This is a genomic window from Thalassospira alkalitolerans, assembly GCF_002115745.1.
GTDB lineage: Bacteria > Pseudomonadota > Alphaproteobacteria > Rhodospirillales > Thalassospiraceae > Thalassospira > Thalassospira alkalitolerans.
Genome location: NZ_JFKB01000003.1, coordinates 232,452 through 244,686, shown reverse-complemented (window position 1 = coordinate 244,686; position 12,235 = coordinate 232,452). Strand labels below are relative to the sequence as shown.

Below are 12,235 nucleotides of genomic sequence, written 5' to 3'. Positions count from 1 at the left end.
TCGAAATTGGTAATACCAATTTCATTTTATCAGTGCGAGCCTCTTTTCACCATGTGGAAAACGGATATTTCGCCCAAGACACCCCGTGGGATCGAAAACTGCGATCAGCCGCAGACTTTTGTTACATTTGTGCTATTGTCCGCCGCTTGAAAACCACCCTGATTTCAAGGCTGTCGCGCCCATGCCGAAAATCAATCTTCGACTAAAGTTTCTGCTGCTCTCGATCCTGCCGCTGGTTCTGGCTGCTGCGGCGATCTCATATCTGGTGTTTGCACAGGCCGAACGACTGGCCGAAGCCGAAATCAGAACCTTCGAACGCAACATCCTCGAAGCCCGCAAGGAAGAGCTTAAAAGCTATCTTGAACTGGCCATGGCGTCGATCGATCATATCTATTCGGTCGCAAGTCCGCTGGATGCGGTATCCAAGGAACGCGTCAAGGCAATTATCGAAGACCTTTCCTATGGGCAGGATGGCTATTTCTTTATCTATGACCGCGATGGCACCGCCCTTGTCGATCCGCCGCAACCCTGGCGTCTGGGGCGGACATATTGGAACCTGCGCGACCTTAACGGCAATTCGGTCATTCAGGCATTGATCTTCAATGCGGAAAAAGGCGGCGATTTTCATCAGTTCATCTGGGATAAACCATCAACCGGGCTACCGGCTGAAAAGATCGCCTATTCGCTTATGCTGGAAAAATGGGGCTGGATGATCGGCACCGGGATTTATATCGACGACATTTCCGAGCAGGTGAAGGAAATCGAGACCGAGGTCTCGTCCCACATCCGCAGCACCACCATTTCCATCGTTGGCATTACCATTCTTGCCGTCATGCTGGTCGGCATATCGGGCACGGTGGTGACCCTGTCGGAACGCAAACTTGCCGATTCCAAGTTAAAGGAACTAACCCATCGGGTTGTCGATGTTCAGGAACAGGAACGTTTGCGTGTGTCGCGTGAACTTCATGATGGCATCAGCCAGATTTTGGTTTCGGCCAAATATTCGGTCGAAACCGCAATGGCGCGCCTGGCCCTGGGCAAGGATTACGCCACCGAGCCCATGGAAAAAGCCGCTAAACGGCTGCAAGATGCCATACACGAAGTCCGCCGTATTTCACGCGACTTACGTCCGGCGGTGCTTGATGACCTTGGCCTGCGCCCGGCGATTGAAAGCATGTGCAAGGAACTCGGCGATCGATCCGGCATGCAGATCGAAGTCAAATCCGACAACATTGATGTTGTCCTTGATATCGCCAAGAAAACCACGCTTTACCGCGTGTTACAGGAAAGCTTGACCAATATCGAACGCCATGCCGATGCCACCCATGTCAAGGTGACGATCCGCCGCGAAGGCCAAAGTGTTGTAATGAAGATCATGGATAACGGGGTTGGCTTTGAAACCAACCGTTATATCCGTAACCGCGATCCGCGTGCCGGTATCGGGCTTCGCAATATTCGTGAACGCATGGAATTCCATGGTGGCGGCATGACGGTTAAATCCGAACCCGACGATGGAACGACCATCACAGCTTATATTCCGGTTTCGCGTGATAATGATCTACCCGTCACGGCCATCAGCGGCTAATCTAATCAACTATTCCGGCAAAATGACAGAGAACTGATGTAACCATGAACAGCGCAAATATCGCCTATTCGCCCAACCGTCCCATTCGTGTTTTGCTGTGTGACGACCATGCGCTGGTCATGGACGGCATCCGTTCCCGCCTTGAATGCTATGACCATATCGACATCGTCGGCGAAGCCGGCAACGGCATGGAAGCCCTGTCTTTGGCGGCAAATGTCAAACCTGATATCGTTTTGATGGATATCTCGATGCCGGTCATGAACGGGTTGGAGGCCGCGGAAAAATTCCGCGAAACCATGCCCGACATACGGGTCATCATCCTGACCATGCATGAAAACCCCGAATATCTGCGCACGGCACAGGTCGCCGGGGCACGTGGCTTTATCTTAAAAGACGTCTCGTCAAACGATATGGTCCGCGCCATCGAGGCAATCGCCCATGGCGGCGAAGCCTTTAGCCCGACACTGGACCGCATCAACAGCACCGAAAGCGCATCGGGTGATGGCATGCCGCTTACGACTCGCGAACGCACAGTCCTGCGCCTTCTGGCCAAAGGTGCCAGCAACAAACATGTCGCGCGCGAACTCGATATCAGCGTACGTACCGTCGAAACCCACCGCCGCAACATCAAACGCAAACTTGATATCGACAGCTCGGCCGGTCTGGTCCGCTATGCGATTGAAAAGGGTCTGGTGACGCTTGACAGCACACCGTAACCATAAATCAAACACCAGACGAGGTTGTTGGCCTTTCCGTACAAATTGCACAAGACTTGAATTCACCAATTAACACGCTAAATTGTACAAGGGCTTAGAGTGCTTCCACCTAACGACTTGCAGCACCCGCCTCCATGCCTTTCCCGTTTTGCCAGGGGGCCTCGTGAATTACAGCGCACCACAACCAACCCTGCCCGATATGACGCGTTGCCGCCTTTGCAGCATTCGCCAGTTTGCCCTGTTCAACAACCTGACAGAGGACGACTTCGCGCTGGTGCATTTACCGGTCGAGGAAATATTCCTGTCAAAACGTCAGGCACTTTACAATGCCGGTGACGATGCGAATTCATTGTTCACCCTGCGCCGTGGCTTGATCAAACTGACCCATTATCTGGCTGATGGATCGCAACGGGTTGTCCGACTGGTGCGTCCCGATGGCACAATCGGTTTGGAAGCACTCGTCAGCAACAGCTACACCCATCATGCCGAAGCAATGCAAGACAGTGAACTTTGCAAAATCCCTGTGGCTGTCGTCGAAAAACTTGATCGCGAAAGCCCGCGCCTGCACAAACAATTGCTAACCCGCTGGCATCAGGCCGTCATGGAAACTGATACTTGGCTGACTCAGATGTCAACCGGCCCAGCCCGTGAACGGGTAGCACGGCTTTGCCTGTTTCTGAGTGATGAAAACGGTAATCATTGCATTCTTCCGGGGCGCGAAGATATTGGCGCGATGCTGGGTATCACGACCGAAACCGCCAGCCGTATTATTGCGGAATTTCGCCGCCTCGGCCATTTAACCCTGCGCAACCGCCGTGACTTTGATCTTGATACCAAAGCCCTTCAAATGATCGCCGGACTGACCCCCGACACTTTCCTGTCAATCCCGCACAAATCTCTGGACCGGGCCTAGCGCATCGCCTGTGGAAGGGTGGTCTGAAATGCCGAATTTGGCCCGCAGGCCTTTGACAACCGGTCGTATTCATCGGGTGTATCAATCGCCCGATGGTCTTCACGTCTTGAAAGATCAATGGCGCGCAGGCGTCGCTTGAATTCCAGCCCGTATTGGCGAAGCAATCGCTTTTGCAAACGTGCGACCTCGCCCGCCCCGACGGGGCGCATGGCGGCAAAATCATCGACGATTTCGACCACCATCGCGTCCAGCTCTCGCTGGACATCGCTTTGCATATGCTGGTTGATCTGCACATGCTGCCCTTCATGGCCATAAACGATGTCATATTCGCAACTGCCGCGTTCCAGTTCGGACGCGACATACACCAGATGTTTGACAACCTCGACCTGCGGGCTAACCCGAACCGGGCGCAAACAGAATTGGCCGATGCCAATCTCGACCGGCTCAATGCGCATATCGAACTGCGCCTGCATTTCAAATTCGGTCAGGCCCGTCACCATATAGCGGCTTCCCTGATTGGCCCGGCGGTTCAACCACCGGACCGAGCGATGCCGATCCAGCATCGGATCCCGATTGATGAATGAAAGCTTGGCATCCGGCATCCCGGGAATCGTGCAACGGCTTTGCTGTGCCTGTACAGCGTTCGCGTTAAACAACCCGACGAACAAGACAATCACGCCACAGAAAACGCCCCCGCCCCAGGCGACAAATCGGCTTAATCCTGATCGCGTTGCCTTGTCACCTGCCATAAATCAAATACATCATTCCGTGCGGTATTCCATGTTCTGAGGTGTCATCTGGATGCATCAAAAAGGGGTCATGTCAGCTATGGCTAACATGGGCGGCACACTCCACGCAAAGCGGTGTGGTCGGATCAAATTCCAGACGCTTCTTTTCGATTGCCTCGCCGCAATTATGGCAATAACCGTAATTCGCGCTTTCAATCCGCGACAGCGTCTTTTCGATCCGATCCAGCTCGGCCAGCCTGCGACGTTCTTGCTCCAGATGCATTTGCTGATTCTGAAGTGCGTCCATCCGCGACAAACGCCCGACGGCCTGCTGATCCAATTCAACCGGCTTTCGGTAATCTTCAGAATGGGTGGAATGGGCGCTGATATCGGCGCGCCGTTCTTCCAACCGCTGGCGCAGGAATGCAATATCAAGATCTTTGCGTTCTGAAACTTTGCGTTCTGACATTCTGATCCCTCACCGTTAAATTGCCGCCTTTTCATATATATGGGTAGCAACCAGTAGGTTTTGCCAAGGGGACGGACCGATTTTATTCCCGCCCCCCTGAAATCAGATGTCCTCAGCCGCAATTACCGCAGGCATCAACCAGTTTTTCCATCGCGGCTTCGGCCTCGTCATCGTCAAGTTTCTCGGCCTTCATATTTTTCTGGATTTTACAGCACAGTTTCGGGCCATTCGCAAAGGCATGATCGGTCCAGAATGGAATGTCCGTGCCGAAATATCCGACCTGATCAAGGAACGACACACCGTAATAATAGGCCGACCCGACCGAATTATAGAAGGTCGGATCATCCAGAAAACCGCCATCCGGGGTCATGGATTTGGTCAGGCACCAGTCAAGGATCACCGCAATATCGGCCGATGCCCGTTTTTGAGTCGCGCCATCGACTTCCGCCCAGCCAAGATCAAAAATCTTGGCGACGTCATAATTGTTGTGATTGTTGAATTCGCCGTCGTGCTTCCAACCGTAAGGATAAGCATCATCGCGAATGGCAAGCGTCGTATTAAAGATTGTCGGCCACAAATCAACCTTGCCATGCTGATAGGAAATATTGTGGAAAGTCAGGCTAAGATCCGGGCTTTTCAGAACCTCGCCTGTGTCGGTGGCAAACCATGCCCCCCAATATCCACTTTGATCATCCTGCCAGTCATTCAGCCACTTTTTATAGGCCGCGATATAATCGTCACTCAGGTCGAAACCTTTGACATATTGACGGAAATAATCGCGGATTTCGCTTTTGAAACACATCTCGGACAGGGCGGCACTTACCGCGCCCAGCGCATCACGCCGGTCCAGACCATCGGCAAAAATCTTTGATGTTTTCTGTCCGTCAAGCCATGCGACCATGTCTGCCGGCTTGGCAATCGGCGCCAGGAATGTCAGCGGATAATCTGGTGCGATACCTTCATCGGCCAACGCATTGACCGCGTCAATCATCGCATCAACTTTCAGGAACCACTGATCATAACACGGCCCCCAGGAACCATCACTAGCAACCTGTTCCTCCGCCCAGTCCTGATCCCGGTCAGACAACGATTTTGCAAACTGCGCGATCTTCTGTTCCAGCTTGTCCCAGTCCGCGTTGTAAAGCAGCAACCATTTGCATTCGATCATATACTGATCGGATGCTGCCATACTGTCGCCCGTCTGCTGGGCCGCAATCAGCTTGTCCTCAAGCGGTGCAAGCTTGTCGGCATAGACCGCTTTTTTGCCGGGATAATCCGGATCAAAAGCACAAAACTGCTGTTCAACCAGCGAATCGAAATCTGTCACGCCTGCCCCTGTCATCTATCGTCTTTACATCTGTCATCTGTATATCCGGTGACTTAACACAGGTGACGCCCAAAATGGAAAGTGAAACAGCAAAGACAGTCAATCGATCACCCGATCACCCAATCACCCCTGTGCAAGCCAGCTTCGGATAACACGCAATGCCTGTTCGGGGTCACTATCGACAACACGGCTGGCAACATTGGCCTTGCGCCGATCAATGCGGCCTTCAATCCCGGCAACAGAAAAATTCTCAATCCCGGTATTTTGGCCTGCCACCGCCCCAACCGCCCCGCCGGACTGATCGGGATCACGCCGACGGTCGGGCAATATTACGGGATCATAACGCGGGATCGGTGCCATCGGCTTTGGTCCGGGCAAGTGACCACTTTGCGCTGTGTCCGCCGCACCGGCAACCTCATCAGTTCCGGCAATCCCTGATGTAACTTTGTCTGCCATGCCTGAATTCTCCCCCTGTTGCCGCCCATGGGCAAGAAAAATCGGGCCTTTCCCCATCGCCGGCACTTGTTCTGGCCCCTGCACAGGTTCTCACACTGACGTGCTTTCCCCCGACCCACCGGGCAAGAAGCGACAAGTATTCAAACCCTCCCCAAAAAGAGGATCTTCAATTTCCAATCAAAATTTGGTATATTAGACCTGCTTAAACTTTAGTCGAATACGGTATCGGGTTTCAGACCACCCAATATCCGCTCCCAAGGTCGCGAATGGCGTGTTGATCGGAATACTGATCACCCTCAACCCGTTTATCAGCAGCCCGGACAGCAGGATATAAGCGGGTTAGCGACGCCCGGTGCCATAACATCAAAGTTACTTGCCCCGTGAATGCCGCGCTCATAGAAATTTAGGCTGGTGGCGTTGTAATAAGCTGTCAGCTCACGCATGTGTATCATGATGATATACCAAAGGTTTCAGAACTTTACCTCGGCTTACCTTTAGGGTAATCACCACCTAAGAATAGGTCTGCCGATACCTTTTGATTAATAAAATATGCGGGGGATGCCCTACGTGCACAGGGTAGTGGGAACATTAACGTCATTTGCAATCGCAATGGCGACAACGTTATACGCCGTAACAGGCGATGTGCGTGCTGTGGAATTCGGCGAAGCACCGATGCTTGAGAGTGCTGTCGAATACGGAACACTGCCTCCGGCAGTGGAACGCCTTCCCAAAACGCCGATGATCATCACCCCGAACGACAAACTGGGGCAGTATGGCGGCACATGGGAAATGGCCCAGAATGGCGAACGCGATCATGCGCTTCTGATCCGCACCATCGGCTATGAACCGCTTCTGCGCTGGACCCCGCAATGGACCGACACCATTCCCAATGTCGCCCTGTCCTTTCAGCCCAGCAGTGATGCGACGGAATTCTTCTTTCGGTTGCGGCCGGGCATGCGCTGGTCGGATGGCGCGCCATTTACCGCCGACGATATTACTTTCTGGTATGAAGACATTCTGCTGAACCCGGCATTTCAAAATGCCCTTCCCGAATGGCTGACCGCAGACGGAAAACCGGTACATATCGACCAGATCGACAAAACAACCGTCGCCTTTCGCTTCAGTTCACCCTATGGCCTGTTCCCGACCTTCCTTGCCCGCCCCGAAGGCGTCGAACCGGTAAGCTATCCGGCACATTTCCTGAAACCGCTGATGCCGAAATACAACCAGAACGCTGATGCCGAGGCTCGCAGCCTTGGATTTGCAAACTGGCAGGAACGTTTCATTTCCGTATTCGGAACTCCGGGCACAATCGATGATCCCAGTCGTTGGCGCAATCCAGACGTTCCGACCCTGAATGCATGGGTCCTGACCGGGGTCTATGGCAAGGACGATCCGTTGATTGCCATGCGCAATCCCTATTACTGGAAAATCGATCCGGCCGGACGCCAGTTGCCCTATATCGACAAGGTGTCATTCGAACTGGTCAACAGCAAAAATGCCGCGGCCGATGCCGCGATCGCTGGCCGTGTGAACATGCAGGAACGCCATGTCAGCCGCCGCGCCGACGAAGTTCTGGCCGCCAACAGCAATCTGGCGCCGTTCACATTGATTGAAAGCGACATGAATATTCTAACCCTGTCGCTGAACCTCAATGACAAAGACCCGGTCCTGCGCAAGATTTTCCAGGACAAGGAATTTCGCATCGCCCTGTCACATGCGATTGATCGTGACAGCATCATCGGCCGGTTTGTTCCCGGCGCCTTGCCCCATCAGGCAGCCCCGCGCCCCGAAAGCCCGCTTTACCACACAATGCTGGCCCGCCAATTCATCACCTATGACCCTGTTCTTGCCGCAAGTCATCTGGCCAATGCCGGGCTGACCCGCAAGGATCAGGACGGCTTCCTGTTGCGCCCCGATGGCAAACGCTTGTCCTTTACCATCGACACCCAGGGCACATCACGCCACGAAATGCTTGCCGCCGTTGTCGATTACTGGCGTGATTTGGGCATTGATGTCACCGCACGCGATCTGTCACGCGATGTTTTCGTCGCCATCCGTGATCTTAACGATCACCACGCCAGCGCATGGGGCGGTGATGGCGGGCTTGATGCCATGGTCATCCCGGTCAATTACCTGCCAATGTCAACGGAATCTTCGTGGTTCGCAACCAGCTGGGCAAGCTGGTATCTTAACCCGGCGAACACAAACGCCGTTGAACCACCCGCCGAGGTCATCAAGCAACTGGACCTTTATAACCAGTTGAAAGCAACCGCGAATGCGGAAACGCAAAACAAACTTATGCGCGATATTCTCGACATCAGTGCAAATCAGTTTTACGTTATGGGGATTGCATTGCCACCAAACCGCAAAGGGGTCGTGGCAAAGAATTTCAAAAATGTCCCCAAGGTCATCCCGGCAGCTTGGAGTTATGCCACACCGGCACCGACAAATCCTTGCCAGTACTATCTTGAGGTCCAATAACAAGTTCAACCGGCAATCAAGCTGGGCGTGGGTTTAGGGGTCGGCGTGAAGAAGCTGTTTCATCGCCTGTTTGGCAGTCTGGTTTTCAAGATCGGTGTCGCAATTATTATTGTCGAAACCATTCTGCTTGGCCTCTTTGGTGGTTACTACGTCCAGTATTTCGGCGCCGAGATCGACCGGCGCATCGTTGAACAAATCAGCGCCCCTGGCCGCCTTATTCAGGACGAACAACTTAAAATCTCGGTGATCAGCGACCCCAAACAGCTTGAATTGTTGTTGGGTCCGCACCTGCGCGACGCCATGGCCATCGGTTTTGACGGCACCATCTATCATGCGCTGGATCCGATGCTGATCGGCAGGGATATTGCCAATATCCCCGATTTTTCCACCAACCGGTTTTCCAGCAACCTCCGCAATCAGGTTCTGTTCACCACCGACGGCCCGGACGGGCGCAACATGGTCAGCATCACGCCCCTGTTCAGCCTGAATGCCAACCAGCCCTTCATGTTCGTTTACTTCAAGGTATCGACCACCGGCCTCGAACAAAGCCAGCACCAGATGCAATCGGTTCTGCTGATCGGTTCGGTGATGTGTATCCTGATGACGTCCGGCCTGATTTTCCTGTTCATGCAGCAAACGGTCCTGCGGCGCCTGATTACCGCCTCGCAATTTGTTTCCGAAATCCAGTTCGGCAAACTCAGCACCCGCCTTCTGCCGGCTGGTCGTGATGAAATCGGCACGCTTGAACGTGGGCTGAATGCCATGGCCGAAAGTCTGGAACGGCGCACAAATCAGCACCAGATTGCCCAAGAAGCGCTGCGTGACAGCGAAGAACGCTTCCGCGATTTCACTTTGTCTTCGGCGGATTGGTATTGGGAAATGGGTGCGGACCTTAAAATTGCCTTCGCATCCTATAAATTCTATCAGTTGATCGAAGAACTGCACGGCTCCCCGCAAGGCCAGTCTTTTGACAAGCTGGGACTGAAAGCCGAGGCCGATCAGGGCTGGGACAGTATGGTCAAACGGCTTGAAAGCCATTTGGCGTTCCAGAATTTTGAATTCTCGTGGATTGGTCTTGACGGGGAAAAACATTATGGCCGCATAAATGGCGTGCCGGTTTTTGATCTCGATGGATCGTTCAAGGGCTATCGCGGCACGGGCAGCGACATTACCGCACAGCACCGCGCCGCCGACGAACAACACGCCCTGCAGCGTCAACTTGCCACCTCGCAAAAGCTCGAAGCCGTCGGACAGATGGCAGGCGGTGTCGCGCATGAATTCAACAACTGCCTTGCCGGTATCCTAAGCTTCGCCGAGGTCGCACGCGCAAAAATCAATGATCCGGATCGGGTTAAAGAATACATCGATCACATCATTTCACTGGGCGAACGCGCCACCAGTGTTGCGGATCAACTTTTAATGTTTTCGCGCCGCCGGATCGATCAACCAACCATTATCCAGGTCGATACCGCCATCGCGGAAATGGAAAAGCTGCTGGTCACGCTTTTGGAACATCGGATCGAATTGCAAATCTGGTCCCATGACGCACCGCTTTATACCTGCGTTGACCCGACCCAGCTCTCGGCCTGTATCCTCAACCTTGCGATCAATGCCCGTGATGCCATGCCCGAAGGCGGCACGTTGCAAATCTCGTGCTGTGGCGCAACGATCCCGCCGATTAATGAACGATCCACCGATGATGACGATCACATCTATCCCAAAGGCGCCGCTGGCAATTATGTCGTGATAACCGTGCAAGATACCGGTACCGGCATTCCCGAAGACATTCTTGGCAACATCTTCGAACCGTTTTTCTCGACCAAGGAACCGGGCAAGGGGACCGGACTTGGTCTGTCCATTGTCCATAGCTGGGTCGAAGAATCGGACGGTTTTATAGAGGTTGAAAGCATCGCGGGCGAAGGCACCACGTTCTCGGTCTATCTGCCGCGCTCCGAGGCTGGCGTCACACGGGTGGCTGCCGCCCATGAAATCGAAAACTTCCCGGGTAACGGCGAACGTGTGCTGATTGTCGATGACGAACAATCCTTGCGCACCACCGCCAAGATCATCCTCGAAGATGCCGGTTTTAATGCCATCGTGGCCCGCAACGCCGAACAGGCTTTGGAAATCATTGCCAAGTCCTACAAAACAGACCGTATCGACGTCATTCTGACCGATGTCGTGATGGCAGGGCTCAGCGGCCCGCAACTTGCAATCGAGGCATTGCGCCAATATCCCGAAATTGCCGTTGTCTTAATGTCGGGCTATCCGGCCCGGACACGCAAGGAAATGGAAAAGATGCTGGGCGACTATATTTTCGTGAAAAAACCGTTCCGCCCGGCCCAGTTGCAAAAAGCCATCCACGAGGCCCTGGCAAGTAAAATGGAACGCCGGCGTCTTTAAAGACAAAGGGCGATTCGTTCGAAAATTGGCGCTATTTCGGATGAGCCGGGTTTGCCATCCTCGCATTGTTAAAAAAATTCCAATCCTCAAACACCGCGCAACTCCTTGATTTTGCCGTGCTCCTGAAAATGTCAGGGATCGAAAACGCTGTGCTGTGACAGCTGTCACTTTAAAAGTGTTAACCAGACCCTAATCTTTAAATCAGAAGACAGCGATATTACACGCAATTGCAGTATCAATACCCTTCACGACATTTGAGACGAGGATACCATGATCGGTTCGGTACAAGGTTCAGGACTTAGCTCAGCGGCACAGGCTGTTAACGATGCCATCACGCCAGGTGGCGGTGAAGACGGCGTTTCAGCACCAATCACTGCGGCGACCTCTTCGATCCAAAAGGCCGAAGGCCTTGCCAAGGTTATCGGATCCATCGTCACGGAACATCAGCCGCTTGAAACCAGTGGCTCGCGCGGTACGCGCCTTAATCTTCTAGCGTGATTTTCCCTCTCGTTAGCTTCCTCTGGGTGGTTTCGACCACCCTTTTTTCTGTCTGAACCAATCCAACATATCCCCAAAACCCCGCAATATTAATCCGGGGCGCGTTCACTGTTCGCATCGCGCTTTACATCATGCAGCGCACCATACATGGTGCATCGCATGATCATTGCCATGTCACGGATCAGGGGGTTTTCCCGTCTATTGGAAATGCCGAGGGTCAGGACCATGCGAATCGTGGCGGAATGTCATCTTCATGACAAAACCCGTTCGCCGTGGTAGTCTTATTGCGAATTTACAACGGAACAGTTGATGGCGACCAACCGCATTGGCAGCAATGCCACCCAATCGGGTCTTACAGATGCCCGCTCCATGCCGCAGGGTATCCCTGTCAGCACGCGTGGTCGTGTCGCCACCCATTCCGATCAGCCATCGCCTGACAGCTTCATCGCCGCCCAGCTTGCCCGGCTGCGCAATCTGATCGCCACCGATCAGATTGATCATAACGCCCGGCGTGGCACCTATCTGAATATCCTGCTCTAGGGGTCACTTATCCCCGGCCCCCCCAAGGCGCGCCCATCGGCCCGCCTTTTTTAAGGTCTGCAGATCGGCTTCCCGTATAAGGCAGGAACCGGCACCGATGATAAATTCCACCACAA

The 12,235-nt window shown here is 53.6% G+C and carries 12 protein-coding genes; 7 read left to right on the top strand and 5 right to left on the bottom strand.

Annotated elements, in window-relative coordinates:
• The first annotated feature begins 181 nt into the window (after window positions 1-181).
• The 3 genes from TALK_RS06105 (at window position 182) to TALK_RS06095 (ending at window position 3,214) form a co-directional block, all read left to right on the top strand.
• Complete coding sequence (locus TALK_RS06105; protein ID WP_085617146.1) at window positions 182-1,585, top strand: cache domain-containing protein; 1,404 nt, start codon at window positions 182-184, stop codon at window positions 1,583-1,585.
• A gap of 44 nt (window positions 1,586-1,629) precedes the next feature.
• Entirely contained in the window at window positions 1,630-2,301 is a 672-nt protein-coding gene (locus tag TALK_RS06100) for a response regulator (protein WP_085616909.1), read from the top strand.
• Between the two features lie 163 nt (window positions 2,302-2,464).
• Window positions 2,465-3,214: a Crp/Fnr family transcriptional regulator gene (locus TALK_RS06095; RefSeq protein WP_245829714.1), complete on the top strand. Its 750-nt coding sequence runs from the start codon at window positions 2,465-2,467 to the stop codon at window positions 3,212-3,214.
• Here TALK_RS06095 and TALK_RS06090 read toward each other — a convergent pair.
• The 4 genes from TALK_RS06090 to TALK_RS06075 all read right to left on the bottom strand — a co-directional run bounded on the left by TALK_RS06090 (window position 3,211) and on the right by TALK_RS06075 (window position 6,194).
• Window positions 3,211-3,963 (bottom strand): hypothetical protein, encoded by a 753-nt coding sequence (locus TALK_RS06090; protein ID WP_085616907.1) that lies wholly within the window; start codon window positions 3,961-3,963, stop codon window positions 3,211-3,213. The two genes, TALK_RS06095 and TALK_RS06090, sit on opposite strands and share 4 nt — an antisense overlap.
• Window positions 3,964-4,036: 73 nt before the next feature.
• Entirely contained in the window at window positions 4,037-4,411 is a 375-nt protein-coding gene (locus TALK_RS06085) for a TraR/DksA family transcriptional regulator (RefSeq protein ID WP_085616905.1), read from the bottom strand.
• 112 nt (window positions 4,412-4,523) lie between these two features.
• On the bottom strand, window positions 4,524-5,738 hold the full coding sequence (locus TALK_RS06080; RefSeq protein ID WP_085617142.1) for a hypothetical protein: 1,215 nt from the start codon (window positions 5,736-5,738) through the stop codon (window positions 4,524-4,526).
• A 123-nt stretch (window positions 5,739-5,861) separates the two neighbouring features.
• Window positions 5,862-6,194, bottom strand: a complete 333-nt coding sequence (locus TALK_RS06075) for a hypothetical protein (RefSeq protein ID WP_085617140.1) — start codon at window positions 6,192-6,194, stop codon at window positions 5,862-5,864.
• A gap of 609 nt (window positions 6,195-6,803) precedes the next feature.
• Between TALK_RS06075 and TALK_RS06070 the strand changes: the two genes are divergently transcribed.
• The 3 genes from TALK_RS06070 to TALK_RS06060 all read left to right on the top strand — a co-directional run bounded on the left by TALK_RS06070 (window position 6,804) and on the right by TALK_RS06060 (window position 11,579).
• Window positions 6,804-8,678 carry an ABC transporter substrate-binding protein gene (locus TALK_RS06070; RefSeq protein ID WP_139833746.1) on the top strand — a complete coding sequence of 625 codons (1,875 nt, stop codon included), beginning with the start codon at window positions 6,804-6,806 and terminating at the stop codon, window positions 8,676-8,678.
• Between the two features lie 45 nt (window positions 8,679-8,723).
• On the top strand, window positions 8,724-11,081 hold the full coding sequence (locus tag TALK_RS06065) for an ATP-binding protein (protein WP_085616903.1): 2,358 nt from the start codon (window positions 8,724-8,726) through the stop codon (window positions 11,079-11,081).
• A gap of 270 nt (window positions 11,082-11,351) precedes the next feature.
• On the top strand, window positions 11,352-11,579 hold the full coding sequence (locus TALK_RS06060; protein ID WP_085616901.1) for a hypothetical protein: 228 nt from the start codon (window positions 11,352-11,354) through the stop codon (window positions 11,577-11,579).
• A gap of 89 nt (window positions 11,580-11,668) precedes the next feature.
• Here the strand turns inward: TALK_RS06060 and TALK_RS22085 are convergent, their stop codons facing one another.
• Window positions 11,669-11,806, bottom strand: a complete 138-nt coding sequence (locus TALK_RS22085) for a hypothetical protein (RefSeq protein ID WP_169714961.1) — start codon at window positions 11,804-11,806, stop codon at window positions 11,669-11,671.
• 82 nt (window positions 11,807-11,888) lie between these two features.
• Here TALK_RS22085 and TALK_RS06055 point away from each other — a divergent pair, with 82 nt between their 5' ends.
• Entirely contained in the window at window positions 11,889-12,119 is a 231-nt protein-coding gene (locus TALK_RS06055; RefSeq protein WP_085616899.1) for a hypothetical protein, read from the top strand.
• Window positions 12,120-12,235 lie beyond the last annotated feature (116 nt).